The sequence below is a fragment of the Peribacillus sp. NPDC101480 genome (genome assembly GCF_050277335.1).
Lineage (GTDB): Bacteria > Bacillota > Bacilli > Bacillales > DSM-1321 > Peribacillus.
This window is the reverse complement of sequence record NZ_JBNNSB010000001.1, coordinates 494,049-519,643: the sequence shown is the minus strand read 5'-3', so window position 1 is coordinate 519,643 and position 25,595 is coordinate 494,049. Positions and strand designations below refer to the sequence as shown.

At 41.3% G+C, this 25,595-nt stretch carries 24 protein-coding genes and 2 pseudogenes; 6 read left to right on the top strand and 20 right to left on the bottom strand.

Translation table 11 applies throughout. From position 1 onward, the window contains the following. The first annotated feature begins 216 nt into the window (after positions 1-216). The gene (locus ACQKMF_RS02690; RefSeq protein WP_101223022.1) at positions 217-1,338 is read left to right on the top strand and encodes an alanine dehydrogenase; all 1,122 of its coding nucleotides are present in this window, start codon (positions 217-219) and stop codon (positions 1,336-1,338) included. 343 nt (positions 1,339-1,681) lie between these two features. Further along, a complete protein-coding gene (locus tag ACQKMF_RS02685; RefSeq protein WP_427571679.1) occupies positions 1,682-3,037 on the top strand; it encodes an APC family permease in 1,356 nt (451 codons plus the stop codon). 251 nt (positions 3,038-3,288) lie between these two features. Here ACQKMF_RS02685 and phnX read toward each other — a convergent pair whose 3' ends face one another. The 5 genes from phnX to ACQKMF_RS02660 are packed head-to-tail and all read right to left on the bottom strand — an operon-like array spanning position 3,289 to position 8,588. Further along, positions 3,289-4,104: a phosphonoacetaldehyde hydrolase gene (gene phnX / locus ACQKMF_RS02680; RefSeq protein ID WP_427571677.1), complete on the bottom strand. Its 816-nt coding sequence runs from the start codon at positions 4,102-4,104 to the stop codon at positions 3,289-3,291. Then, positions 4,101-5,195 carry a 2-aminoethylphosphonate--pyruvate transaminase gene (gene phnW, locus ACQKMF_RS02675; RefSeq protein ID WP_101223025.1) on the bottom strand — a complete coding sequence of 365 codons (1,095 nt, stop codon included), beginning with the start codon at positions 5,193-5,195 and terminating at the stop codon, positions 4,101-4,103. Before phnW ends, phnX begins: the two co-directional genes overlap by 4 nt. A 25-nt stretch (positions 5,196-5,220) precedes the next feature. After that, positions 5,221-6,213: an extracellular solute-binding protein gene (locus tag ACQKMF_RS02670; protein WP_230176696.1), complete on the bottom strand. Its 993-nt coding sequence runs from the start codon at positions 6,211-6,213 to the stop codon at positions 5,221-5,223. 13 nt (positions 6,214-6,226) lie between these two features. Then, complete coding sequence (locus tag ACQKMF_RS02665; protein ID WP_427571675.1) at positions 6,227-7,843, bottom strand: ABC transporter permease subunit; 1,617 nt, start codon at positions 7,841-7,843, stop codon at positions 6,227-6,229. Next, a complete protein-coding gene (locus ACQKMF_RS02660) occupies positions 7,836-8,588 on the bottom strand; it encodes an ABC transporter ATP-binding protein (RefSeq protein WP_101223028.1) in 753 nt (250 codons plus the stop codon). Before ACQKMF_RS02660 ends, ACQKMF_RS02665 begins: the two co-directional genes overlap by 8 nt. Before the next feature lie 228 nt (positions 8,589-8,816). Here ACQKMF_RS02660 and ACQKMF_RS02655 point away from each other — a divergent pair, with 228 nt between their 5' ends. After that, the gene (locus ACQKMF_RS02655; protein WP_230176695.1) at positions 8,817-9,575 is read left to right on the top strand and encodes a DeoR/GlpR family DNA-binding transcription regulator; all 759 of its coding nucleotides are present in this window, start codon (positions 8,817-8,819) and stop codon (positions 9,573-9,575) included. A 393-nt stretch (positions 9,576-9,968) separates the two neighbouring features. Here ACQKMF_RS02655 and ACQKMF_RS02650 read toward each other — a convergent pair whose 3' ends face one another. From ACQKMF_RS02650 to ACQKMF_RS02635, 4 genes and pseudogenes are all read right to left on the bottom strand, one after another. After that, the gene (locus ACQKMF_RS02650) at positions 9,969-10,445 is read right to left on the bottom strand and encodes a methylated-DNA--[protein]-cysteine S-methyltransferase (RefSeq protein ID WP_101223031.1); all 477 of its coding nucleotides are present in this window, start codon (positions 10,443-10,445) and stop codon (positions 9,969-9,971) included. Positions 10,446-10,474: 29 nt separating this feature from the next. Beyond that, the gene (locus ACQKMF_RS02645; protein ID WP_427571672.1) at positions 10,475-11,047 is read right to left on the bottom strand and encodes a bifunctional transcriptional activator/DNA repair enzyme AdaA; all 573 of its coding nucleotides are present in this window, start codon (positions 11,045-11,047) and stop codon (positions 10,475-10,477) included. Between the two features lie 22 nt (positions 11,048-11,069). After that, positions 11,070-11,827 (bottom strand): annotated as a pseudogene (locus tag ACQKMF_RS02640) (isocitrate lyase/PEP mutase family protein). 442 nt (positions 11,828-12,269) lie between these two features. Next, positions 12,270-12,620: a hypothetical protein gene (locus ACQKMF_RS02635; RefSeq protein WP_101223034.1), complete on the bottom strand. Its 351-nt coding sequence runs from the start codon at positions 12,618-12,620 to the stop codon at positions 12,270-12,272. Between the two features lie 525 nt (positions 12,621-13,145). On the opposite strand from ACQKMF_RS02635, the gene ACQKMF_RS02630 reads away from it, so the two are divergent. Further along, a complete protein-coding gene (locus ACQKMF_RS02630) occupies positions 13,146-13,367 on the top strand; it encodes a DeoR family transcriptional regulator (protein ID WP_034309346.1) in 222 nt (73 codons plus the stop codon). Positions 13,368-13,451: 84 nt separating this feature from the next. Here ACQKMF_RS02630 and ACQKMF_RS02625 read toward each other — a convergent pair whose 3' ends face one another. Then, positions 13,452-14,174 carry a pseudouridine synthase gene (locus tag ACQKMF_RS02625; protein WP_101223035.1) on the bottom strand — a complete coding sequence of 241 codons (723 nt, stop codon included), beginning with the start codon at positions 14,172-14,174 and terminating at the stop codon, positions 13,452-13,454. A gap of 124 nt (positions 14,175-14,298) precedes the next feature. After that, positions 14,299-15,900, bottom strand: a complete 1,602-nt coding sequence (locus tag ACQKMF_RS02620; RefSeq protein WP_230176692.1) for a putative polysaccharide biosynthesis protein — start codon at positions 15,898-15,900, stop codon at positions 14,299-14,301. Positions 15,901-16,105: 205 nt separating this feature from the next. On the opposite strand from ACQKMF_RS02620, the gene ACQKMF_RS02615 reads away from it, so the two are divergent. Further along, positions 16,106-17,371, top strand: a complete 1,266-nt coding sequence (locus ACQKMF_RS02615; RefSeq protein WP_427571669.1) for an NAD(P)/FAD-dependent oxidoreductase — start codon at positions 16,106-16,108, stop codon at positions 17,369-17,371. Positions 17,372-17,543: 172 nt separating this feature from the next. Here the strand turns inward: ACQKMF_RS02615 and ACQKMF_RS02610 are convergent, their stop codons facing one another. The 3 genes from ACQKMF_RS02610 to ACQKMF_RS02600 form a co-directional block, all read right to left on the bottom strand. Next, positions 17,544-17,876 carry an MGMT family protein gene (locus ACQKMF_RS02610; protein WP_101223038.1) on the bottom strand — a complete coding sequence of 111 codons (333 nt, stop codon included), beginning with the start codon at positions 17,874-17,876 and terminating at the stop codon, positions 17,544-17,546. A gap of 1 nt (position 17,877) precedes the next feature. Then, positions 17,878-18,438, bottom strand: coding sequence for an MEDS domain-containing protein (locus ACQKMF_RS02605; protein ID WP_402939088.1), 561 nt, complete (start codon positions 18,436-18,438; stop codon positions 17,878-17,880). 238 nt (positions 18,439-18,676) lie between these two features. Continuing rightward, complete coding sequence (locus ACQKMF_RS02600) at positions 18,677-18,847, bottom strand: hypothetical protein (RefSeq protein ID WP_260358390.1); 171 nt, start codon at positions 18,845-18,847, stop codon at positions 18,677-18,679. 148 nt (positions 18,848-18,995) lie between these two features. On the opposite strand from ACQKMF_RS02600, the pseudogene ACQKMF_RS02595 reads away from it, so the two are divergent. Then, positions 18,996-19,923 (top strand): annotated as a pseudogene (locus ACQKMF_RS02595) (SDR family oxidoreductase). Positions 19,924-20,046: 123 nt separating this feature from the next. Here the strand turns inward: ACQKMF_RS02595 and ACQKMF_RS02590 are convergent. The 6 genes from ACQKMF_RS02590 to ACQKMF_RS02565 all read right to left on the bottom strand — a co-directional run bounded on the left by ACQKMF_RS02590 (position 20,047) and on the right by ACQKMF_RS02565 (position 25,543). Beyond that, positions 20,047-20,232 (bottom strand): sporulation protein Cse60, encoded by a 186-nt coding sequence (locus tag ACQKMF_RS02590; protein ID WP_048682016.1) that lies wholly within the window; start codon positions 20,230-20,232, stop codon positions 20,047-20,049. 64 nt (positions 20,233-20,296) lie between these two features. Then, entirely contained in the window at positions 20,297-21,379 is a 1,083-nt protein-coding gene (locus ACQKMF_RS02585; protein ID WP_427571666.1) for a tartrate dehydrogenase, read from the bottom strand. Positions 21,380-21,646: 267 nt separating this feature from the next. After that, positions 21,647-21,958 (bottom strand): rhodanese-like domain-containing protein, encoded by a 312-nt coding sequence (locus ACQKMF_RS02580; RefSeq protein WP_034309364.1) that lies wholly within the window; start codon positions 21,956-21,958, stop codon positions 21,647-21,649. 161 nt (positions 21,959-22,119) lie between these two features. Continuing rightward, positions 22,120-23,148, bottom strand: a complete 1,029-nt coding sequence (locus tag ACQKMF_RS02575) for an NADH:flavin oxidoreductase/NADH oxidase (RefSeq protein WP_427571664.1) — start codon at positions 23,146-23,148, stop codon at positions 22,120-22,122. Positions 23,149-23,313: 165 nt separating this feature from the next. After that, positions 23,314-24,156: an aldo/keto reductase gene (locus ACQKMF_RS02570; RefSeq protein ID WP_427571662.1), complete on the bottom strand. Its 843-nt coding sequence runs from the start codon at positions 24,154-24,156 to the stop codon at positions 23,314-23,316. A gap of 181 nt (positions 24,157-24,337) precedes the next feature. Then, the gene (locus ACQKMF_RS02565) at positions 24,338-25,543 is read right to left on the bottom strand and encodes an MFS transporter (RefSeq protein WP_101223044.1); all 1,206 of its coding nucleotides are present in this window, start codon (positions 25,541-25,543) and stop codon (positions 24,338-24,340) included. Positions 25,544-25,595 lie beyond the last annotated feature (52 nt).

Sequence of the window (25,595 nt, the reverse complement as noted above, 5' to 3'; positions counted from 1 at the left end):
ACTGAAACTTTAAACGACCAAAACATTCGATAAACAATGGAAAAATCATCACTTTTCACCAATGCTATATTCATAAAAGTACAAAATGGCCAAAAGTGCTTGGTTAAAAAAAAACTAATATAAATTTAACCCCGTGTCTAATGAAAGGGTTATCATTTCCCTGTAAGATTTTAGAATGTTCAATAAATTAAATGCAATTAAAAAGGAGAATGAACAATGATAGTAGGAGTTCCTAAAGAATTAAAAACTGCAGAGACTAGAGTGGGATTAAATCCAACATGGGTAAAAAAATTAACAGCTTACGGTCATGAAGTACTAATACAAAGCATGGCAGGAGAAGCTAGTGGTTTTTGTGACGAGAAATATGTTTTGGCTGGAGCAAAAATAGTAAACACGATTGACGAAATTTATGAGAAGGCAGAATTTGTTGTTAAAGTGAAGGAACTTCAACCCTATGAATACGGCCTTCTTAAAGAAGATCAAATGATAATGGCATGGTTTCATTTGGCAGAAGATGTAAATCATGAAATGACACAGGCATTACTAGATAAAAAAGCCATTTCATTATCAATGGAATTAATCGTTTTACCTGACGGGACAAGACCTACCATTAAACCAATGAGTGAAATTGCCGGAACATTAGCAATGCTTGAAGCAGTCAAATATGCTCAATATGGTTATGGAGGAAAAGGTATACTTCTCCGGAAACTGGCCGGTTTACCGTCGAGCAATGTACTCATACTTGGTGGTGGCAATGCTGGACTCAATACTGCGCAAGTTGCTGTGGGTCTTGGATTGAATGTAACAATCATGGAAGCATCAATGAAACGCATTGATTATTTGAACAACCAGTTGCCACAGGTGGACATTTTGGGTTGGGATAAAGATATGATGTTTGAAGAACTTATTCAAAGTGATGTTTTAATTAATACAATTTATCCGATGCCAGGGGTAACCGAGCCTCTCATTACACGAGAGATGGTCAGTAAGATGAAACCTAATTCTATTATTATTGATATTGCAGGAACGGGTATAATTGAAACCTCACGTTATACGACTTTAGAGGATCCAGTTTACTACGAACAAGAAGTCCTACATTACTGTGTCCCGAATATGCCGGCTCTATGTCCACAAACCTCGACAAACATGATGCTGATGACAACCGGCCCATATATTATGAACATTGCGAATAATGGTTTGAAAGAGGTTGTAGAAAATGATGTAATAGTAAGAAATTGTATCAGCACTTTGAACGGTGAAATTGTTCATCACGAAGTTGGGATCAATCATGACATGCCTTATACAGATATAAAAACGGAGTTACTATTGTCAAAATAATAAAGCGTTCTTAGAGTCATCTCATATCCTACGTTTCATTTCGATTGATTAGAAATCAGTGTACACGTTATTGAACAAGTCGCTACTAAAGAAATTCCAGGAGTCAGTAAAGATGCCGGCGAGAAGATTTTTGCAGGAATTATCTTTGTTATTCTGCAGACGGAATTCCTTACGAGGAATGGGGAAACAAGACAACAAATTCATGGATAATTCAAAGTAGGCTCCCTAGCATCTTTCTGACTTTTTTATGATTTCTAGAAAACCACGCATTAAAAAAGATGTAATAATATTGATCCTATTTCTTGTAAAAAGTTAAATCAGGTAAAAGAGGAGAGTATTTTACATGTCAAATTTAAGTAAAACGGATAGAACACTGACACTCATTCCAGTTGTATTGTTTGGTTTTTCATTTATGGGGTTAACCACAGCTTTTACTACGTATGGTATTGCGGCCAATATTTCCCACGGTACGGTTCCGGGAGCAATGATAGTTGCTCTAGTGGTAATGATGTTTACTGCTTACAGTTATGGGAAAATGGCAATTGCGTTTCCATCTTCAGGTTCTGCATATGTTTATACGCAAAAATCGCTCAATCCCTCTGTTGGATTTCTTGTCGGATGGGTGATCTTAATGGATTATTTATTTATGCCCATGGTGAATTATTTAGTATTTGGTATTTTTTTCTCAGCAGCCTTTCCTACAATTCCAAGTTACATCTGGATTTTAGGTATGCTGATTCTCGTCACTTTTATTAATATTAAAGGATTGAAGATTGCCACAAATGTAAACGCATTCATAACGATTTTTGCTTTTCTTTTTATCGTTATCTTTATAGGTTTTTCGATTAAGGAAATTTTTATGGGAGAAAGCACGGCAACTCTTTTATCTCTTGAGCCATTCTATAATTCGAAAGAACCCTTTTCTTATACAATAGCTGGAGCAGCTTTATTATGCTTTTGTTTCCTTGGGTTTGAATCAGTTACAGCGTTTGCGGAAGAGACAGTGAACCCTAAGAAAACAATTCCCCGAGCTATTATTTTAATTACTCTTGGTGGTGGTTTAATCTTTACAAGTGTTTCATATTTCTCGTATCTTGTATGGCCAGAGTATAACACATTTAATAATCCTGATTCGGCTGCCTACGAAATTATTAAACTTGTTGGTGGAAAGGCGATGTACTCAGTATATCTTGCGCTTTATGCATTAGCTGTATTGGGTAGTGCCATGTCGTCCCAGGCAAGTGCATCACGAGTCCTCTATACGATGGGGCGAGATGGGCAGTTTCCTAAAAAGTTCTTTGGCAGCCTGCATCCGAGATATAGAACACCCGTAAATAATATACTGATCATTAGTTTTGTCTCTTTGCTTGCTTTATTTTTAAGTTTAGATCTTGTAGCATCATTTATTAATTTCGGGGCGTTTCTTGCGTACACTTGTGTTAATATTTCCGTAATTGCTCATTATTATATTAGAAATAGAGAACGTTCGGTTAAAGGAACTGTCTTATATTTATTTGTTCCTATTATTGGAGCTGCCCTTGATATTTTACTTCTTGTGAATCTTGATGCGCACTCAAAAGTACTTGGAGTAAGTTGGTTAATAATAGGCTTCATTTATTTACTTGTATTGACAAAAGGACTTAAAAAACAGCCACCAGTATTAAAAATCGAAGAAAATTATAGTGTAGATTTAAAATAAAGTCACGCTGTTTATAAAAAAGATGAAAAACGGTTTAGACATAAACTATTGTCGGTATGAGACCTACAGTTCATTACTGGATTATCTATCGAATGGTTATCTAACGAAAAGATTGATGTCGTAAGTCTTCCACCTTGTAAAAAAAAATAAAGAATATAGGGATAACAATCAGTCCAAAAGTGATAAAGTGCAGACATATCTCATTCCCAATCGAGAATGAAGGATATGCTGCACTTTCTTCGCACTGAATGTTAGTTTGAACGAGGTCTTTTCCCATCCGCTATTAGAAGGTTGATGGTATCTATGAGTTCAGGCAGTTCCTCCATCGTTTTGATGGTGAAGTCGGCTCCGTTTTGCATAAATGTGTCTGCCGTTTTAGAGATGAGGTTTTGTTTATCTCGTTCTGGTAAACTCGTATACTCATCCAAACTCAATCCCATCTCAGAGCTTCCGACAATGATTCCGACCGACCATACTCCAGCATTCACTGCCTCTTGCATATCGGAAATGGTATCGCCCACCTTCACTACTTTCCATGAAGCCGCCAATTTCAATTTTTCCATATTCCTATATATCATGTAAGGATAAGGCCTTCCAATCGAATCGGTTTGATCCGGGGTTACATGGAAATCCGGCCGATACCCTTTTTGCAAAGCATTTGCTGAGACGACCTCCATCATTGTATCCGTATATCCCGTTGTCGACCCAATCTTCAAGCCCCGATTCCTTAATGCTTCCACCGTCTCGATAACCCCCGGAATGGGATCTGTATAATCCGCCAATGACATCATCAGTGCCGGTTCGAATTCAGCATATAGTTTTTCAACGTCTTCCTCATTGAATGGCCTTCCGTATCGTTCCTCCCATAACGAAGATATCCTTGGCATGGTCAGCATCGCACGAATATGGTCGATTTTCAGCATGCCCATCGGGGCTCTGGCTTCCTCCATCGTCACGTCCAGTCCAGCATTCTTAAAAATATCCACAAAAACATTCACTGGTGCAAAACATCCAAAATCCACAGCTGTTCCTGCCCAATCCAAAATGATTCCTTCTACCTTATTCATACTGTCACCACTTTCATATATTTTTCTACGATCCTGCCAAGTTCCTCGATATCTTCTTCATGGATTTCGCCAATATTGCCAATTCGGAATGTATCTATGTCAGTAAGCTTTCCAGGGTATATTACGTATCCCCTCTCTTTGATAAAATTATAGAAGTCCTCAAAATCAAAGGCTTCAGTTGGAAAAAGGAAAGTTGTAATGATAGGCGATTGTTTATCAGGTGAGATATATGCATGAATGCCCAATTTTCCCATCAGCTCCCTCAGCCTGTCATTATTATTTTTATAGCGGGAGAATCTAGCTGGGATGCCGCCTTCTTCCGTTAATTCTTCCAACGCTTTAGCAAACGCGGCCACTACATGTGTTGGAGAAGTGAAACGCCATTTCCCATCCTTGTCCATCTCTTTCCACTGATCATATAAATCCAAGGACAAACTGCGGGCATTGCCTTCACAAGCCAATAATTTCTCAAGCTTTACGATGACAAAACCAAAACCGGGGATTCCTTGAATGCATTTATTTGCACTGCTGATCAAATAATCAATTCCGAGTTCAGGCACATTCATGTCAACTCCGCCAAAGCTGCTCATCGCATCAATGATCAAGATTTTTCCTTGTTCCTGTGATATCTTCGAAACCATTTCTATCGGATTTAAAATCCCTGTCGTCGTTTCACAATGAACCATTGCTATATGTGTGATGTCACGATCATCCAGTAAAATGTTCCGGATTTCAGCTTCATTTGGAAACTCATTGTACTCAACGCCATACTCCACATGATTCAGCCCGATGCACTCCGCCATTTTCACAATCCGTTTCCCATATGCACCATTCGTTATGATCAGCACTTTATCGGATTTTGAAAGTGCAGTCGTCAGCACAGATTCTACAACAAACGAGCCGCTTCCCTGCATAAGTACAGCCGTATATTCTCCGTTTGCAGCATACGCCAATTCAAGAAGCTGGGATCTGATTTTTTGTGTAATTTCTTTATAATCATTTTCCCACGTACAGCGGTCAACAAGCATTTCCTGTTTCACCGTACTTGTAGTGGTCAGCGGTCCAGGCGTCAATAGTTTATAGGTATTCATTTTACTTCACTCCTCACTGTATTTATCATTGTGCTGATTTAAAGAACTCTTGATGCTGTTTTAATAATTCAACCGTTAGGGGCTGCTTGTATTTCTTAGGATGGGCCGGTTTGTTCTTTTCCGTTACCTTTTCACCTTCATAAAGTGCGACCGGGTAATGTTTCAGCAATTCTTCTCTAGCATCTTTACTGATTGTTTCTGCCATTTTCATTGCTAAACTTGTTCTACCTTCATTATCTTTATTCACGACAGCCACAGATTCCGTGTAGGAGAAATTCCCCTCAACCGGATCGACGAACTTGATCGGTAAGCCCGACTCTTTAGCCATCACGGCTTGGTAGCGTAAACCAAAACCGGCAGCCACTTCCCCTGCTTGAACTTTATTGATTGGACCTGAACCTGAGCTCTCAAGATGCGGACCGCTATTTGCTATTAAATCATGGAGAACCTTTTTCCCCTCTGCGTCACCGTATTGACTGATTATTGCTTGAACTAACAGCCACCCTGTTGAAGAGTCCAGGATATTAGGAATTGAAACGAATCCTTTATATTCCGGCTTTGTTAAATCCTTAATCGAGGTAGGCATCGGCAGGCCTTTTTGTTTAAGCACTTCCGTATTTACAAAAATGGAACCGGTATTTGCCAAAATCGGCGTGTAATAGGCTGGATTTTTTTCCAAAGCTTTTGCACTGAATGACAGGTCCTTGAACATGGAGTGCTGATCTTGGGCACTTTCAATGAAATAGGAACTCATCGTCACGACATCGGCCTCGATTTCAGCGCCTTCTGCGAGCAGTTTCCCTCCTAATTCAGATGTGCCTAATGATTGAAGGACGTATTTCCCTTCATATCCGGCATCTTTCAGGGAAGTCTCCATTGCTGCAGTGGCTTCTTCATCTCCATTCGTATAAATGACCACCTTTTCCTCATCCGCTTTGCCGCTGTTACGGCCGACCAATACAAATACCAAACTTAAAGCAACTAAAGAAAGTAAGGCTATCTTCAATGTTTTAGACATAATATCCCCCTCATTAATGTTTGAATTGTCTTTTTTGATAATGATCACAAAGCAGCTTCACGACTAGATTTGTAAAAAAGATAAGTAAAGACAGGATGAATATTTCATTGAATTTCGCAAAATGCTGAAGCTCTTTAATTTTACTGGCCACTAATGTGGTTTGGGCCGTGACCAAAAAGATGATTCCGCTGATCGTCACCATACTATTGATGAAATAGTAGCTGAACATCTCGATCACCGTAGATGCCGAATTTGGCAGAATGACACGATAGATTGTCCTGATCCAGCTATCCCCCAATAGATTCCCGGTGGTTTCCCAACCAGGGTTCATTTTGGATAAAGAGTTCTTCGCCATTAAATAGGGTGTTGTAAAGAAGTGGACAATGTTACATAGAATGATGATGGCAAAGGTTCCCTTCCAGCTGCTGCCGTTGAACAGCAGCAAATACGATAAGCCCAACACCATTCCCGGTACTGTATTCGTCAGCATCGAAATGACATCCATTGACGATTTCCCCTTAAGGGGCGTCCGGACATTCAAAACCGCAGAGCTAAAGGCGATGAACGTTCCCATTACAGCCGTCATCAAGGCAACGAATAAGGAGTTTTTATAAACTGCCGTTAAATCGCTTGATTGGAATGTGTCGATAAAGTGCTTTATGGTGAACGAGAGATCGTAAGGGAAACTAGTTAAAAATGGTGCAATGAACATGACCGCAAATACAGAAAACATCCCTATCAAGACCAGCAGCGAGATACCCCCAAAACATATATCCCTTCCTATGTGCTTCGTCAATTCGATATCGCTGAACTTGTCATAATGAAAATTAAGTTTTTCGAGATAGTTTAATAGAAAAACACTGAATACTACCGGAATGAGCATGAGAATGGCAATCACTGCACCGTTATTGAAATCAGGGATTGAACCTAGCATGACTTGATACAGCTGCGTCGCAACAACGGAGTAGGTCCCGCCGACTGAAGCTGGTATCCCAAAATCGGTGAAGCTCAAGATGAATGAAAGTACAAAGGCTCCTCCCAAAGTTCCCGATAATGGCCGTATGATCGTATTCATGAAACTTCTTATCGTTCCGTCACCCATTAATTTTGAAACGATGATGAACTTTTTATCCATGTACTTGAAGGAATTATTAATGAGCAGAAAAGCTGATGGCAATGTATAAATCACATAACCTATCAATAATCCATTAAATCCGTATATATCGAATAGATTCCTTCCAAAAATCTTCGTTATGATTCCTTGATTTCCGAAAGAGTAGATGATCGCAAACCCGAAAGTTATCGTCGGAAGCAGCATCGGAATAAGGATCCCTGTTTTAATTACACTTTTTAACGGCCTATATAATCGGGTGCAATGGATGGAATAGGCCAGGAAAAAGGCTAAAACGGTCGTAATGACGGCTGTGAGCCCTGAGATTTTCACGCTGCTTCCAAATGACATCATCAGCTCTGCATTTGAAAGGACCGTTAGATAATTCGAGAGACTGATTCCATCAGCCGTTTCAAAAGAACGGACGAACAATATCCCAAGCGGCAAGAAAAGAAAAGCGGCAAATAGCAGTAAGATAGGTATATAAATGACTCTCATTGCCGGTTTTACATCAGGCATACTTTTCACCGAATAAGTTGTAAATATTTTCTCTCTTGATCTCCAGTTGTTTAAGAATGAATTCCTTCACAAAATCATTGGCTGGCTGATTGATTATTTCTTGAGGCGATCCAAATTGAGAAATATTCCCTTGATTAATGATCAAAATCTTATCGGACATCGTCAAAGCCTCTTCCGGGTCATGTGTCACTATGATCGTCGTGAGCTTAAATTCTCGGGCAATGGATTTGATGCGTTCCTTTATCGATTCCTTGATCACACCATCCAAAGCACTCAGCGGCTCATCAAGTAATAGGATTTTCGGTTTCATTACAAGAGTCCTTGCGATCGAAACCCTTTGCTTCTGACCCCCGGATAATTCGCTGATCCTTTTTTTTAAATGCGGTGTTAATTCCAGGAAATCTATGTATTCTTGAAGCTCTTCCTTGGAAACGGATCCCTTCCTGTTCCTCAATCCATAAACGATATTTTCATAGGCATTCAAATGCGGGAAAAGAGCGTAATCCTGGAAAACGATATTAAATCCCCGGTCCTTCATGGGCACGTTACTCAAATCGGTATCATTGAAAATGATTTTTCCATGATTGATACCCGTCAAGCCCAAAATTATATGTAATAAAGTAGTTTTGCCGCTTCCACTTGGTCCTAATAGTGAAACGATCTCCCCCGTTTTTATTTCAAGATTTATATTATCCAAAACTGATTTTCCATCGAATTGCTTGCTAATATTTTGTAATTTTAGCAAACCGTTCACCTCCTTTAATACACCCTTAGTATAAAAGCCATTTGTAAAACGAATTTGCGATTTTTGTAAATACCCTGTAAATATTGAACACTTTATTACTAACTTAATACTAACTTTTGACCAACTAGTGATATTTTTATCATCTATATGTTGAATATGTTTGGGGTAAACAGTACACTTAAACTGAATATCAGGAAGATAGATATGAAGAATAGGCGGGTGTAACTTATGCTTCCTCTTGAAAGGCAAAAGAAGATCATCGAGTTATTAACGATTAGAAAAGTTATGAAGATTGCCGAGCTTACTGAAGAAATGCAAGTTTCCATCGAAACCATCAGAAGGGATATAAACCTTCTTACAAGGCAAGGAAAAATAGAAAAGATCTATGGCGGCGTTAAGCTGGTTCAATCGAAGTTTGGAGAGTCGACGATAGATGAACGGATGTTCAGTCAATTAGAAGAAAAGGAATCCATCGCTCAAAAATGCAGTGAGTATATCGACGATGGTGATTGCATTTATATCGATAGTGGTTCGACAACCTATCAAATCGCTAAATATATAAAACAGAAAAAGAAACTGACCGTGATAACCAGTTCGATCCCCGTTGTAAATGAGCTCATTCATAGCGACATCGAGATATTGATCATTGGCGGGAAAGTCAGGCGAAATGAACAATCCATCGTTGCATTTGACTACTTATTCAACTTTAGTGAATTGAATATTACAAAAGCATTCATTTGTGCGAGCGGCATAACCGTTGAAAAAGGCATATCCGACTATAATTTAGAAGAAGCGAACACACGAAAAAAAATCATAGATCTATCCCAAGAAGTCTATGTTGCCGCTGACAGCACAAAGTTTGGGAAAGACGTGACCATCGGGATATCTTCACTGGATAAAATCGATTACATCATAACCGACGATCATTTACATAAAGATTTCATCTCTTCGTTTAAAGAGAACGACACACATTTGATTCTTTCTTAAAAGCAAGAAAAAAACGGGAACTATACAATAGTATAATTCCCGTTTTTTTGTTCAAGTTGCAGTTGATTTCAGAAACCCGCTCCCTTTCCGCCGACTGTCTGCCAAGCGTCTGTGGGGTCTCGGCTAGCCAGTTTTTCGGCAGGAGTGTCGCAAATTTCTTCAATCCAGAGAGTTTTCATCCTATAAAACAGTAAAAATACGTGAAAGATAACCAAGTTTTGTTTGAAAAATGTGGTAAAAAAACCCCTCACTAAAATCATGAGAGGGATCGGGATGAGACCATTCCTAAATAAAAAACTGTGTCCTCCATCAATGGAGAGTGAAACTCAGGCTAATTTCTGGTTTTGACTCTGACCGGGCCCGGGCGATTCCCATAAAGTTGAGCCTAGTACCTCAATTAAAATTCCTTTCATGCTGAAGGAGCCATTCCTTTCTCCATAAGCCACCCGCATAACCAGTTAATTTCCCATTTGAACCTATTATTCGATGACAAGGAATCACGATGCTTAACTTATTTCTGCCGTTAGCGCTCCCTACTGCCCTAATGGCTTTTTCATTACCGATTGAAACGGCGATGTCTTTATAGGAACCCGTGTTAGCGTACAGGATTCCTGTTAATGCGTTCCACACGTTTTTTTGGAAGATGGTCCCTTCAAGTATATAAGGAAATGTAAATTCCCTGCGTTCACCTTTGAAATACTCATCAAGCTGACTAAAGCACTCCGCCAAAACCTTGGGCGTTTGCTCTTGCATAATATTTATCTTTATATCCCTTTCAGCGAACAGTATGGAACAAATGGCATCATTCGTTCCTGATATCTCGATAACTCCAATCGGCGATTCATAATCTAGTTTATATAATTCAGGCATATAAGGAACTCCAATTCTGTATATGTGGCTTACATTCGATTCTTAAGATTCATGTTACGATATTCACTTGGAGTACAATTTTTCAAACGGCGAAATACTTTATAAAAGTTTGAAGGGCTTTGGAAGCCCACTTCAAGGCAAATCTCAAGGTTCGTTAGACTTGTGCTTGTTAGAAGGTATGAAGCTTTATCCACTCTTATTTTTTCCAAGTACGAACGGGGAGTTTCTAATGTTTCCTTTTTGAACAGCCGCTCCAGATAATAGGAACTTACACCGACATGATTGGCAATATCCTTTAATTCCACTTTTTGATTATACTGATTTACCAAGAAAGCAATGATATCTCTTACAAGTCCCAACTGAGGGGAATCATCAACTTCCGGTTGGCATCGTTTGCAAGCACGGAAACCAGCCTTTTCGACTTCATCGATGTCATGATAGAATTTCACATTTATTTTTTTCGGCTCCCTTGACCTGCACGAAGGGCGGCAGTATATTTTAGTTGTCTTTACTGCCGTAAAGAATAGTCCGTCATATTTAGGGTCGCAAGCAATGATCTTCTCCCACATTTCTTCAAAAGTAAGATTTATAGCAACAGCCATTATACTCCGCATCCTTTCAGGTTTAGTTCCCATATAAATGTGAGGTGTCATTTAGCTCTACTATTCGTGCTGTCTCTCGTTCTATCAATGCAAAGACTTTATCGGATAGGGCATTTCCGAAACTGAGAATTCCTCAAGCTCCTTACCATTCGTCAATCCAGGCAAAGATAATACATTAAGGGGAGCGCCTACATTCAAAGTGATTTCCTTTATATCATCATGGTTCGTTAATCCAGGGATGAATATTCCTCTGGCACCACTCTCCACATACGCTTTTGCCCGCTCTGCCGTTTCCTGGAAATGATTTTCTTTTTGAAAATAAGTATCTGTTCTAGCATTGATGTAAAAACCTTCATACCCATTATAATCCAACGCTTCCCTTATTTTTAATAGTAGGCTGCAGTGTTGAGATATATCTCTTAGACCTTTTTGTTTTTTGAATGAATCCTCAATATTGATCCCGGCTACACCGACGTCTGCCGTCCTTAACACATTATCGACAATCTTTTCTTCGGTTTCACCATAGCCTGCTTCAATGTCCGCAGTGACGGGAATTTTCACATTATCCGCAATTAGTTTAATAATACCTAAATGTCTTTCAAAATCAATCAATTCGCCATCAGAATAACCCAGGGAGTTGGCAATTCCCCAGCTTGTCGTTCCAATCGCCTTGAATCCTGATTTCTCGAGAATCAAGGCCGATAATAGATCCCAGGCATTCCCCAATATCAACAGGTCCTTCGAAAAGTGTAATTCATTGAATTCCTTAATGTTAGTCATTATAGATGCCCCTAAAATTTATTTGTCCTTATTCTAACAATCAACCCAGCTCCAAATCGTCCTCATTCTTGCTCTTATGGTCCATTCAAACAATGATTGTGCTGGATACCCGTTTAACGGTTCCGGACAAATAAAAAAAATGCCCTTTCATACCAGGGCATTTCAGTTTGTATACAAAAGGGTTCTATCTAAAGTTATTACAAAGTTGTTTGGAACGGAAGGTGCGAGACTCCTGCGGGAATAGCGAGTCCAAGGGAGACCCCACAGGCGCAAGTGCGCCGAGGAGGCTCCCGGACCGCCCGCGGAAAGCGAGTGCCTGAAGTGGAAATCAACGTCTAAATTTGTACAAGCAAAAAAAACTGTAGCCAAATTCGATTTTCATCGAGTTTGGCTACAGTCTGAAATGCCCTTTCATACCAGGGCATCTTGATGATCCAATTTATTAATTTACAAATAGATATAACTTCCTATGATATTCCTCAAATGCCTGCTGGTCCTTTTCCGTGTAGTCCATCCACTTCACTTTCTTGCATCTTTCCTCTAATCTCTCATTCAGTTCATCTTCTATTTCATTCATGAAACGAATGATTTCCCCATATGGCATGTTGAAATGACGGGCTGCGAGCCTTGGCGGAGAATGCTTTACCAGCAATCTCATGAATTGATCGACCGTGTCCGCCTTCGATGCAAGATAATCTTCCTCGTTCACAATGAATTCATACACTTGTTTTTTGACGCCAGAAAGTCTGGTTACTTCGTCGCGCAATAAAAACTCCATTAATCTTTCGTTCATATGGCTCTACCTCGAATTGGTTTATATTTAAATCCTCTTGGATATGTATGAAAAGTCTATACTGCCCGATACCTCATTATGACATCGTAACCGCAAGCCATCAAGCAATTCCTATACCAATACACAAAGCGTAATTGTTACGATTTACAATCTAACATGTATATGCCTTAAAAGTCAACGTTCGTTTTGTGCGGCATCTCAGGATGCATAGTAAGCATCCTGTATTGGAAAAATATGATCATGAACAAATGGAACAGCTCTTTATTAATTTTTCTATAGGTATAGAGAATAATTTTGTTAAAATTTGATATAATAAATGTAATATTTAGTCAATTAGTATCTTTTCCTAGAATTTGCTTTTGCAAAGGGGTAGAATGAAGCTAATGACATCTTATTTTTTCTAAATGTTTCCGAGGAGTTATAGGGTGGGTATAGCAAGTACATAGTGACAGCTGAAATGCTGTCCGACATATCGGTTGTTTTCATTTGTTCAAAATAACAATGAAAAGAATAAGGAGTGATTTTTTGAAACCTTCAACAAATCGCATGTTAACCCGTATTAAATCCGTTTATATGTTCATTAGTAATAACGGTACGGTTTCTACTCAAGAGCTTGTAGAAGAATTTGGCATCACTCCTCGAACTGTGCAGCGCGATTTAAATGTCTTAGCATACAATGACCTTGTTCAAAGCCCAAGCCGTGGCCTTTGGACGACAACAAGTAAAAAGGTGAAGATGTCATCGTAAAAAGAACGACCACCCGAACAAGATCGATATGTAAAATACTTTGAGGCAGACAATATTGTCCGCCTCATTTTTTGTATCCAGCTATCATTCAGTCGGTTGGCCTGCCTTTAACTGTTCAAGCTCCTCCGCCGTCAACTCACGGTATTCACCAAGCTCAAGTTCCTCATCAAGCTGTAAACTCCCCATGGAAAGACGCTTTAGGTAGACGACACGTTTGCCAACGGACTCAAACATCCGCTTCACCTGATGGAACTTTCCTTCCATGATCGTTAGCTCGATATCCGATGTCAGACCTGATTTTAAAATGTTCAATTCACCTGGTTTTGTTTCGTATCCATCATCCAAGGTCACGCCGTTGCGGAATGCCTCGATATCCCGTTCCGTCACTTCGCCATCAATGACCGCAAAATATGTTTTAGGGACATGTTTCTTTGGAGAAAGCAGTTGGTGGGCAAGCTTTCCATCATTCGTTATTAGCAATAAACCTTCTGTGTCCTTATCAAGACGGCCTACAGGAAATGGCTCGAATACCGAATCCTCCGGCTCCAAGATGTCGATGACCGTTTCTTGGTAGTTGTCTTCCGTTGCCGACAATACGCCTGGCGGTTTATTCATCATTAAATATATGAATTCCCTGTATTCAACCCGTTCACCATGAACCGTAACTATTTCCGTTTCAGGGTCCACTTGTTCCTTCGGGTCCTTAAGAAGCCTGTCATTGACCTTCACGGCGCCGGATTTCAGGAGCTTTTTCACTTCTTTCCTGCTGCCATAACCAATATTGGATAAAATCTTATCTATTCTCATCGTTTCCTCCTAAAGCCTTTTTCAGTAAAAAGCCTTGCCCACTTAAATGTCAGGCAAGGCCAATATATTTTAATCTGGGGATTCAACATTCAATACCCTTTATTTTACACATCAAACTTCCAGCTTATAATCCTAATTTAGCTTTTAACCGATCGATCCGGGTACCGAACAAACGATGGGCAAGTTTGCTTTTCAAGGAAAGCGCCGCATAAATGAGCGCTCCAAAAATTGCACAAACGGCCACGATCAAAATCGCCTGGAAGCGCCCTTCCGTTGTAAGCCAAAGCGATAATAAACTGTTCATGCCCCATGCAGCCAGTCCCATTATTATTGAAAAAACTGTGATCAAAACAGATCTTCTGATGGTAAGGCCGTAACGATATCCAGTAAAGTAGGTAATGACATACAAATTCAGCAGCACAGCAGCCAAGTAGCCGAATGCCGTAGCATAAACGGATCCTTCCGTTTCAAACAGCTTGATCAACGGGATATTCAAGCTCAATTTGATTAAAAAGCCCACAAGCAGGCTGAGCACTGTATATTTTTGCTGATTGATGCCTTGTAAAATGGCCGCCGAAACGGAAAAAAGCGCAAATAAGATGGAAACGGGCGCATATGCCTTCAGGACACTGATTCCAAGTGGATCATGGCTGTAAAAGGCACTATAGATTGGATCGGCTAGCACCGACATGCCAACGACAGCTGGAATGGTAATGAACAACAAAATTTGGAAGGCTTGGTTCAGCTGGCGGTTTAACTCTTCCGAATCCTCGCTTACATATGCCTTCGTCACCGAGGGAAGAAGCGCCATTGAAAATCCGGTTGCAAGTGTCATCGGAATCAAGACAAGCTTCTGGGCATATACATTCAACACCCCAAGGGCATCTTCTGCGACGTGCTGCAAACCGATTGAAGACATCGCCTTATTGAAAGACAGCAAGTCCGCAAACTGAAACAATGGCATCGCGATTCCGACAAATATGAAAGGAATCGACGAAAGAAATATTTCTTTATAAATCTCCTTCAGGGAAATTTCCATCGTCCCCCGGTCTTTCTTCATCAAGCTGTCCAAATGGGGTTTTTGTTTTTTCCAATACCAAAATAACACCACTAAACCGCCGACAGCCCCGACCGTTGCCGCGAAGGTAGCTACTTGGATGGCTCTCACTAACTCTCCATCCAGGACATTCAAAACAACATACACACCGGCCAAAAGGAACACGATGCGGACAATTTGTTCGATAACCTGAGAGATGGCCGTTGGTTCCATCGCTTCATGACCTTGAAAGAAGCCGCGGATGATGCTCATGAACGGTACAAAAATCAAGGCGAAGCTGACCGCCCGTATGATCTCGGTGACATCACTGACATCTTCCTGCCTGACCCCAAAGACTCCAGTAAACAGCGGGGCCATCGTATAGAGAATCAAAAAAGCGAGAAAACCTGTGACAACCATTAATTTCAGGCTCGATTTAAATAACTTCTCACCGACTGCGTATTCCTCAAGCGCATTATACTTCGAAATGAATTTAGAAACAGCAAGCGGCATGCCTGCCGTTGCAAAACTAATGAAAATGGTATATGGAACGTACCCATATTGATAGAGGGTAGCCCCTTTATTCCCAACCATATGTTCAAATGGGATAACGTAAAATAAACCAAGTATCTTGGAAATGATCGCTCCCAGCGTTAATATAAAAGCCCCTTTTAAAAACTTAGATGACATCTAATCCCTTCCTGCCTCTGTCAGTTACGTTTCACACGCTCTTTATCTTATCATATTAAAGAATTTTTTCTATAGAAAACTACACTCAAGTTTATCGTTTTCGATGATAATACACAAACAAATAATTCCTTTTCTTCTACATTCGCAATCTGACGGGCTCTTGCTATATAATGAAGGGACTGAAAATGATAAAGTGGTGATCAACTTGAAATATGATGTAGTGGTAATTGGCGGCGGTCCTTCCGGATTGATGGCAGCAATTGCAGCCGGGGAAAAAGGTGCCCATGTCTTGTTAGTGGATAAAGGCGAGAAGCTTGGCAGGAAACTTGCAATCTCGGGCGGCGGACGCTGCAACGTGACGAACAGGCTCTCAATCGATGAAATCATTCAGCATATCCCTGGAAACGGGCGATTTCTATACAGTGCATTCTCAGAGTTCAATAATGAAGACATTATTCAATTCTTTGAAAAATTGGGCGTGGCTCTTAAAGAAGAGGACCATGGCCGGATGTTCCCTGTCAACGATAAAGCGCAAAGTGTCGTGGATGCCCTTCTGACGCGCCTGTCGAATTTAAAAGTAACGATCTATAAGAACTCCCCAGTTGCGGAAGTTCTCTATGAACATGGAAAAACCAGCGGTGTCCAGTTAAAAGATGGCCAGACCATTGACACGGATGCAGTCGTGATTGCAGTCGGCGGAAAATCAGTTCCCCACACCGGTTCAACGGGAGACGGCTACGCATGGGCTAAAAAGGCGGGACATACTATTACCGAGCTTTTCCCAACTGAAGTTCCCGTACTTAGCAATGAAACATTCATTAAAAATCGAACACTTCAAGGTCTCGCACTTCGCGATGTTTCATTGAGTGTCCTTAACCCAAAGGGCAAGGCCCAGATTACACACCGAATGGATATGCTCTTCACCCATTTTGGCGTCTCCGGTCCAGCTGTTCTAAGATGCAGCCAATTCGTCGTGAAAGCGATGAAAAAATGGAACCTGTCGGAAGTGACTATGAAACTCGATGCCCTGCCGGACCGAAACAAGGAAGAGGTTTTTCAAGATATCATGAAGGAAATCAAGGCCGAACCGAAAAAAGCCATTAAAAACACCTTAAAAGGCTTAGTTCCTGAACGATACCTTCACTTCCTGCTTGAGCGAAGCGGGATCGACCTTCAAGAACAAGGAGCGACGATATCAAATGAAAAAATCCGCCGCTTTGCAGAATTATGCAAGGACTTCCAATTCGGAGTGCACGGCACCCAGCCGCTGGAAAAAGCCTTCGTCACGGGCGGCGGCGTATCCGTCAAAGAAATACATCCAAAGGAAATGGCATCCAAACTAATGGACGGACTGTATTTCTGCGGTGAAATTCTGGATATACACGGATACACAGGCGGCTATAATATCACATCGGCATTAGTAACCGGAAGACTCGCCGGAATGAATGCTGCCATGTATGCCCGTTCATAATTCGTAAAAGAGGCTGATCCGCTTGGATCAGCCTCTTTTAATGCGATTTCGTAAGCCTATACATCCATTCGGTGTTTGTTGGGCTTTGATTCAGGCGAAGATGCGGTTATTTGGGTCTTCACCGTACTTTTTTGGGCCGTACCCGCGACGCCTCTATTATCCGGCTTTTCGTTTAAAATATTTCTGGATGATGGCGAAAGGCTTCAAGATCAATGGTATTCCGTTTCGTGAAAGTGACGCCTTCACTCTCGAGCATCGCCTTCTGGTGTTCTGCGGCTCCCTCCGCTTTTATGCCGATTTCTCCTTTGGCATTGATTACCCGGTGCCAAGGAAGGTCATGCTTTTTGCTGCTTGAATGAAGGATCCTTACGACCTGCCTTGCACCGCGCGGACTTCCGGCGAGCTGTCCAATTTGACCATATGTCATCACTTTACCGGAAGGGATTTGTTGTATGATATTAATTACCCGTTCAGTAAAACTTTCCAAATAACTCGCCCCTTCCATTCTATCCGTTTGCTAAAATCGTGATTTTTTCATCGGTTATCAGGACCCCATGATGCTTGATCAAGTTTATTTTAAGCTCGGCAGGCACTCTGCAGTCATCGTACGCACAAACAGAAATCAATCCTCGTTCCTTGATCAATTTGTCGATTCCTTTTTCATATTCTCCTATCGCTAAGGTGGCTTGATCGTCATGGCCCCATTCAACATGGCCCCAAGTCCGCACGTGCTGATTGCGTTCAGTATATGTAACGATATTTTCCAAGAAATAATTAACCATCGTCGAAGGATGGAAGTTTCCATGAAAACAATAAAAATCAAAATTGTTCATAAGATGCACTTGCTCCAATTGCTCCTCATTTAAATGAAGCTGCAATTTCTTGTACACAAAAGGAAAGATACGGTCATTTTCGACGACCAGAAGATGGTCTCCCTGTTCAACACCCTCAATGATGAATGTTGCCTCATTTTCAATGTAGGCTTCCAATTCATTAAAACAGTATAAGATATGTCCACCATCCGATTGCTGTAGATTTTCTATTAGTTGTTTCATATTGTTATCCAAAATGGATCTCTCCTTTAAATACACCAGTCCGCTCTATGTATTATGTATAACTTTACCTATTATCTCCGTGTTTGTAAAATTCATAGATAAATATAATCAGTTTTTCTTAATGACATCTGTTATGATCCGGAACTTAGTTGAATCGAATTGAGGCTGCTTTTAGTCCACTCATCGAAAGACCAAGGCAGCCCATTTCAGCAAACTCCTTTCTTCATGCATTCCCCCTAGTACGTTGACCTTAAATCACGGGATAATGCGGCACATAGCGCGGGTTATAATAATATGGCGGTCTTGGTCCTATCAGCGGCAATTCAAAGGTATTTGGGTTGGAATCATATAACAACTCCACTTTTTCATCAGATTGATCGACCAATAACAATTTCACTTCTTCGCTATAATAATATGGCATATTGAGGCCTCCAAAAACTTTTTTTCTACACTTCAGCATATTCGAGCTGTACGGCAACGAGCCCGTCCCCATACATGTTCTTCATGCACGGCATATACCTGATCGTCATAGAGTAATCCGACTAAATTCTTTTTTAGGAGGACTCCTCATGGCAGAAGATAAGAAAAAGAAATCATCATGTGAAGGCTATCCCATGCATCCGAATTATGGAAAAATCACTCGTTATCAAGACGTCCCCCTCACGGTTCCGGAGCAACGCCAATTTCGCCAGCCTGGTGTAGAAAAATTAATGGTGCCACGGCCCATCACCGAAAATCCCAATTATTAGGGCAGTGGAAAATTAACAGGCAGTGTCGCATTGATAACTGGCGGAGACAGTGGAATTGGCGCTGCGGCTGCCATCGCTTTTGCTAAAGAAGGCGCAGATGTTTCCATCGCTTATCTGGATGAACATGAGGATGCCAATCGGACTAAAACGAGAATTGAAGAGCTTGGACAACGTTGCTTACTGCTGCCTGGTGACTTAAGGGATAAACAGCAATGCATCAAGATCGTGGAAGACACCATCAAAACATTTGGAAAGCTCAATATTCTTTGTAACCACGTGGGTATTCAATTTCAACAATTAAGCTTGCTTGATATTACGGATGAGCAATTCGATGATACCTTTAAGGTGAATATCTATTCCCACTTCTACACGACCCGTGCTGCCCTTCCCCATTTAAAAGCTGGGTCCTCCATCATTAATACATCTTCTGTCGTGACGTTTAATGGGAATAAGCAATTAATTGATTACACGGCGACTAAAGGGGCCAACATTGGTTTTACCCGTGCCTTGGCAAACAGTCTTGTCGATCAAGGCATCCGGGTGAACGCCGTTGCACCCGGAAGGTTTTGGACACCCCTCATCCCGGCAAGTTTCTCGGCAGACGAAGTGACAAGTCGATAACCCGATGGAGCGTCAAGGCCAGCCATTTGAACTGGCTCCCACCTTTGTCTATCTCGCTTCTGATGATTCCCGTTTTGTGACAGTACAAACACTTCATGTCAACGGCGGGGAAGCGACATCGTCCTAATTTCCACATCGTATATGCTCCCTTCCGAGGAAGTCAAAATTCTGATTTCCATAAAAAAAAGACTACCTATTGCCTGCCAGCAAGCAATAGGTAGTCTAATGTTGATTATAGGCCAGCCGGCCTTTATTTTTTTTTATAGATGATCATCGCACTAAAACAGTAGATCTGTTCCTCTTCCTCTTCACCTGTAGTGGCGACATTGTATTTGATATCGACTATTTGATTATCACGAATATCTTCAAGGAAAAAGTTCATTTCATCCTCAAGATCCTTTTCATGCTCATAATCAAATAATTTGACTTGTATCATCGGCTCTCCCCGCCCTTTTACTATAATGATAGTTATTGTGCAGGATGCCCATTTTTCAAAAATATTATACTTGATTTGTTTGTAAAGCGGATATTAATGCAACCACTTCATCCCCGACTTCTCCTGAAGAAGCTGTCCCGCCCATATCAGGGGTGAGCGCCTTTTTATCGACCATCACCTGTTCGATCACGTCCAACACTTTAGCACCCCAAACCTCATGTCCAAAGAAATCGAGAATCTGACTGGCGGACCATATGGCCGCAAGTGGATTGGCAATGCCTTGATGTGCTATATCCGGGGCTGAACCATGGATCGGTTCGAACATCGAAGGATAAATCCGTTCCGGGTTTAAATTGGCACCGGCCGCCAGTCCCATCCCGCCTGCAATGGCAGCACCTAAATCCGTGATGATGTCACCAAACAAATTGGAGGTTACAACGATTTGAAACCGTTCGGGCTGCTTGACAAAATACATGCTTGCAGCATCGACCAAATAGGAATTCGTTTCTACATCCGGAAACTCCTGTCCAATTTCTTCAAAAACCTGATCCCAAAAAACCATTGAATAATTCAAAGCGTTCGCCTTGCTTATACTCGTTAGCGTCCTGCCCGTCTTACGCGCAAGTTCATACGCATAACGGATGATCCTCTCCGTCCCTTTTCTTGAAAAGACCCCCGTCTGCAGGACGACTTCTTCCGGCTTGCCTTTAAAAAGCCAATCACCGGCACCGGAATATTCTCCTTCACTGTTTTCACGGATGACAACCATATCGATTTGGTCCCGAGTCACGTCTTTTAATGGACAGGGTGCACCTTGAAGCAATTTAACGGGTCGAACATTCACATATTGATCAAATCCCTTTCTGATTTTCAGCAGAAGTTCACGTAAAGAAATATGGTCCGGGACACCAGGATAACCGACCGCCCCAAGATACACAGCGTCAAACTTCATCAGTTGTTCAAGTCCGTCGTCGGGAAGCATTTTACCGTGCTCAAGATAATATTCACAGCCCCATGGAAAATAGCTGAACTGGAAAGAAAAATCCCCGGCAATTGCAGCTACTTCTTTAAGGACCTTTACACCCTCATCAATCACCTCAGGGCCTATCCCATCACCCGCAATGACCGCTATTTTATGAACATTCATGCTTCAACTCTCCTTTTTCTATATTTTCTGATTTTAACCCCCTAATTTTAACATATAATTTATACATTCCAGTTAGAAGAGGTCCATACAGAAAAAAGAGACCTTTCATGATGAAAGGTCTCTTTTTTTACGCCTTCAAATATGCGCGTCTTTCTGCATATTCACGGCACTGTGAACAAACCATGATCTTTTTTCTTTCTTCATTCAAATAAACCGTCACATTCCTGGATTTACGCTTACAAAAGTAACAGGTCTTTTTGAGGAACCTCACTTAACGATGACTTCGCCGTCCCATTCAAGCATTCCGCCAACCATGTTTGCCACTTTATATCCTTGTTCCTGAAGATAATGGCATACATTTTCACTGCGGCGTCCTGAACGGCAGATAAAAATATATTCTTTTTCTTTATCAAAATAGTCAAGGTTTGCCGGGATATCATTCATGCGAATATGTTTAGCGCCTTCGATCATTCCCTCTTGCACTTCTTCGTCTTCACGAACATCGACAAGTTCCATCGCTTCTCCTGCCTCAAGCTTAGCTTCCACTTCTTCAGTTGTAATGATTTTGATTTCTTCCATAATTAGCACCTCGAATTATCGTTTGATTTATCTTTTTCATTATAGCAAAATTTCCAGTTAAACATCACGTAATCGATTTCCTGATGAAAATTCCCTCAAGCCTGACTGTAAAAACGCCGGCGAATATATTATTCGCCGGCGTTTTAAAGCATGAGTTCGTATTAATGCTTGAATCCCAGTTGATATTGTTCAGGGATCTCCGTTTTTTTATTCAAAGCTTTAGATGCTTCCAATGCCCAATAAGGGTTTCGCAGCATTCCTCTGCCGACGGCAACCAAATCCGCTTCTTCATTACCTATGATTGAATTTGCAAGAATCGGATCATCTAATCTACCTACGGCAATCACCGGAATATCCAAAGCTTTTTTGATTTCCCTGGCCAACGGAGTTTGATAGCTGGCATGGGTACCAGGCCTTCCGTCTGCTCCAATCGGGCCTTCTCCTCCAGAGCTCACATGGAACATATCGACGCCTGCTTCTTTAAAGACTTGTGAAAATGCAATGCTTTCTTCAATACCATATCCGCCTTCAACGTATTCTTTTGCAGAAATGCGCATGATTAAAGGCATGTCGGCAGGCATTTCGTTTTTCACTGCTTTAATGACTTCCACTCCGAATTTGTTCAGGTCTCTTCCATATTCATCATCACGTTTATTCGTAAGCGGTGATGTGAATTGGTGGATTAAATACCCGTGTGCACCATGTAATTCGATTACGTCAAATCCTGCTGTAACTGCCCTTCTGGCCGATGCCCGGAATTTATCGACCATTTCCTTCACTTCTTCCGTTTCTAAAGCTCTTGGTGTTTTGTACGTTTCATCAAACGCAATGGCTGATGGTGCCACCGGCGTTTCCGCATCCTCCGCTTTACGGCCTGCATGGGCAATTTGTATTCCGATTTTTGCACCGTATTGATGAACTTCCTTAACGATGTTGGAGAAAGCCCCAATTTGATCGTCGGACCATAATCCAAGATCGCGATTCGAAATGCGCCCATCAGGCTCCACATCGGTCATTTCAACTATAATTAACCCCGTACCGCCAACTGCCCTGCTTACATAATGCTGATGGTGCCAATTCGTTGGTATACCATCTTCCGCTTCGACGGAGTATTGGCACATCGGCGGCATGACGATCCTATTTTTCAGTTCAAGTTCTTTTATGCGATAAGGTGAAAATAAATCATTCATAATTTTTTATCTCCTTTTTTATATAATGCATGCACATGCATTTATATCATCCCAGTAATATTGTGTCAACTAATCAGATTCCCGAAGCTGTCATTGTAAATTCCGATGCAGAAATCCATAAAAAAAGAGAAAGACGGATATCCCGTCCCTCTCCTTCATACTTAATTAAAAGTCGAAATTATCAGGATCTGGACCAACACGGTGATTCTGATTCAATCCATCAATTTGGTTCATTTCCTCTTCTGTCAATTCGAAATCGAATACAGTTGAGTTTTCGACAATACGATGTTCTTTAGTTGATTTTGGAATCGTTACAATCCCATTTTGTAAATCCCAGCGTAAAATGACTTGTGCAACAGACTTGCCATGGTTGGTTGCAATTGCTTGTAATACTTCATTATCCAGCAGTTCACCTTGCATCAAAGGAGACCATGCTTCAAGTTGTATTCCTTGTTCCTTACAAAATGCCTGAACTTCTTTTTGAGTTAAACGCGGATGGCATTCCACTTGATTGACCATCGGCTTCACTTCTGCATCTTCCATCAAATCTTTTAGATGGTGAATTTGGAAATTGCTCACACCGATCGCCTTTACTTTTCCTTCTTTATATAAAGTTTCTAACGCTCTCCAAGCTTCTTTATATTTCCCTTCCACTGGCCAATGGATAAGATATAAATCCAAGTACTCCAAGCCAAGTTTCTTTAAGCTTTTTTCGTAAGCCGCGATTGTTGATTCATATCCCAAATCAGCATTCCAGACTTTTGATGTTACGAATAATTCTTCCCTCGAGATTCCAGCTTCTTTCAATCCCTCACGGATCCCTTGTCCAACCCCTTCTTCATTTTCATAAATGGCAGCCGTATCGATGCTGCGATAACCATGTTTAATGGCCACTTTAACTGCATTTACCAGCTCCGGTCCTTCTTCCACCTTAAATACGCCCAATCCGAACCAAGGCATTTTAACTCCATTATGCAACGTAGTTGTATCTTGTAAATTTTTCACCATTATACTCTACCTCCAAATTTTCTCTTCATTGTTTTTTAAGATTGTAATGCGTTTAAGTATCAGTATCATTACATCCCTTCAAGGAACCTTCCATCATTCGCTGAAGGGATGCAATGATACTTGGTTATTGATACGCTAAACGCATAGCATGCTTTTTCTAACATGCATCACTTTTTCATTCCTATGCTATTTTGTCCGTTCCCTTGGTACGGTCTTTACTTTCCAAGGCCCGGCTCAAGCCTGTTAAAATCACTGCTGCAAACACCATGACTCCACCTATCCACGCTGTATGGATCAGTCCGATCGAATCGGTAATCACCCCTCCTAAGTAGGCACCAAGGGCGATTCCCGCATTGAAGGCGGCAATATTGATGGCTGAAGCCACGTCCACTGCACTCGGCACGAAACGCTCCGCTAACATGACGACATAGACTTGAAGCCCTGGAACATTCATGAATGCAAACAATCCCATTAAAATGATCGTAATTAAACCAGCTATCTTAAACGGTGCCGTGAAGGTCAAGACCACCAGTACAATGGCTTGTATAAGAAACATATAGAATAGGGCATTAATAGGATTGCGATTGGCCAATTTCCCGCCGAGAGTATTCCCTATCGCTATGGCTACTCCATATACTAGCAAAATCAAGGCCACAGTTCCTTCTTTAAACCCTGTTACTTCCTGAAGTAATGGCGACAGGTACGTGAAGACAACGAATGTACCTCCGTATCCTAACGCTGTAATGATGAATACTAACAGCAAACGTCCATTCGTCACCAATTTGATTTGGTCACGGAACGTCGTCCGTGCAGCTTTTCTTAAATCGGATGGGACAAGGATGCCATTTCCGATGAAAGCTATCAGGCCGATTGCCACAATGATGATGAAAGCGAATCTCCAGCCGAATTGCTGCCCGATGAACGTTCCAAACGGAACTCCGGTCACCGTTGCCACCGTTAGACCTGTGAACATGATGGCGATGGCACTCGCCCTGCGGTTTTCAGGGACCAAATCAGCCGCAATCGTAGCGCCGATCGACATGAAAATACCATGTGCAAGCGCTGAAATGACACGTGCGATCAATAATACACTGATCGTGGTCGCAGAAGCCGCCAATGCATTTCCGGCAATGAACACGACCATGATCCAAAGCAATAAGGTCTTTCTCGACATATTCGATGTAAGGGATGTAAGGATAGGTGCCCCGAACATGACCCCCAAGGCGTATAGAGATACCGTCAACCCCGCCGTCGTGACTGTAATGTGTAAATCTTTAGAAATGAGCGGTAATAATCCCACGCTGATGAACTCGGTTGTTCCAATTGCAAAGGCGCTAATCGCTAAAGCGAGCAATGCCCATGTACTTCTATTTTTATTTGAAATCATATCCTCTTCTCCTTCTTGTTGTTTTGTACTATCATTGAAATTGCCTAAGCAA

Excerpts from the sequence above, each read along its gene's own strand:
- ACQKMF_RS02690 (WP_101223022.1), top strand. The coding sequence starts at position 217 with ATGATAGTAGGAGTTCCTAAAGAATTAAAAACTGCAGAGACTAGAGTG.
- ACQKMF_RS02685 (WP_427571679.1), top strand. The coding sequence starts at position 1,682 with ATGTCAAATTTAAGTAAAACGGATAGAACACTGACACTCATTCCAGTT.
- phnX (WP_427571677.1), bottom strand. The coding sequence starts at position 4,104 with ATGAATAAGGTAGAAGGAATCATTTTGGATTGGGCAGGAACAGCTGTG.
- phnW (WP_101223025.1), bottom strand. The coding sequence starts at position 5,195 with ATGAATACCTATAAACTATTGACGCCTGGACCGCTGACCACTACAAGT.
- ACQKMF_RS02670 (WP_230176696.1), bottom strand. The coding sequence starts at position 6,213 with ATGTCTAAAACATTGAAGATAGCCTTACTTTCTTTAGTTGCTTTAAGT.
- ACQKMF_RS02665 (WP_427571675.1), bottom strand. The coding sequence starts at position 7,843 with ATGCCTGATGTAAAACCGGCAATGAGAGTCATTTATATACCTATCTTA.
- ACQKMF_RS02655 (WP_230176695.1), top strand. The coding sequence starts at position 8,817 with ATGCTTCCTCTTGAAAGGCAAAAGAAGATCATCGAGTTATTAACGATT.
- ACQKMF_RS02650 (WP_101223031.1), bottom strand. The coding sequence starts at position 10,445 with ATGCCTGAATTATATAAACTAGATTATGAATCGCCGATTGGAGTTATC.
- ACQKMF_RS02645 (WP_427571672.1), bottom strand. The coding sequence starts at position 11,047 with ATGGCTGTTGCTATAAATCTTACTTTTGAAGAAATGTGGGAGAAGATC.
- ACQKMF_RS02635 (WP_101223034.1), bottom strand. The coding sequence starts at position 12,620 with ATGAACGAAAGATTAATGGAGTTTTTATTGCGCGACGAAGTAACCAGA.
- ACQKMF_RS02625 (WP_101223035.1), bottom strand. The coding sequence starts at position 14,174 with ATGAGAATAGATAAGATTTTATCCAATATTGGTTATGGCAGCAGGAAA.
- ACQKMF_RS02620 (WP_230176692.1), bottom strand. The coding sequence starts at position 15,900 with ATGTCATCTAAGTTTTTAAAAGGGGCTTTTATATTAACGCTGGGAGCG.
- ACQKMF_RS02610 (WP_101223038.1), bottom strand. The coding sequence starts at position 17,876 with ATGGAAGGGGCGAGTTATTTGGAAAGTTTTACTGAACGGGTAATTAAT.
- ACQKMF_RS02600 (WP_260358390.1), bottom strand. The coding sequence starts at position 18,847 with ATGCCATATTATTATAGCGAAGAAGTGAAATTGTTATTGGTCGATCAA.
- ACQKMF_RS02590 (WP_048682016.1), bottom strand. The coding sequence starts at position 20,232 with ATGATACAAGTCAAATTATTTGATTATGAGCATGAAAAGGATCTTGAG.
- ACQKMF_RS02585 (WP_427571666.1), bottom strand. The coding sequence starts at position 21,379 with ATGAATGTTCATAAAATAGCGGTCATTGCGGGTGATGGGATAGGCCCT.
- ACQKMF_RS02580 (WP_034309364.1), bottom strand. The coding sequence starts at position 21,958 with ATGGAAGAAATCAAAATCATTACAACTGAAGAAGTGGAAGCTAAGCTT.
- ACQKMF_RS02575 (WP_427571664.1), bottom strand. The coding sequence starts at position 23,148 with ATGAATGATTTATTTTCACCTTATCGCATAAAAGAACTTGAACTGAAA.
- ACQKMF_RS02570 (WP_427571662.1), bottom strand. The coding sequence starts at position 24,156 with ATGGTGAAAAATTTACAAGATACAACTACGTTGCATAATGGAGTTAAA.
- ACQKMF_RS02565 (WP_101223044.1), bottom strand. The coding sequence starts at position 25,543 with ATGATTTCAAATAAAAATAGAAGTACATGGGCATTGCTCGCTTTAGCG.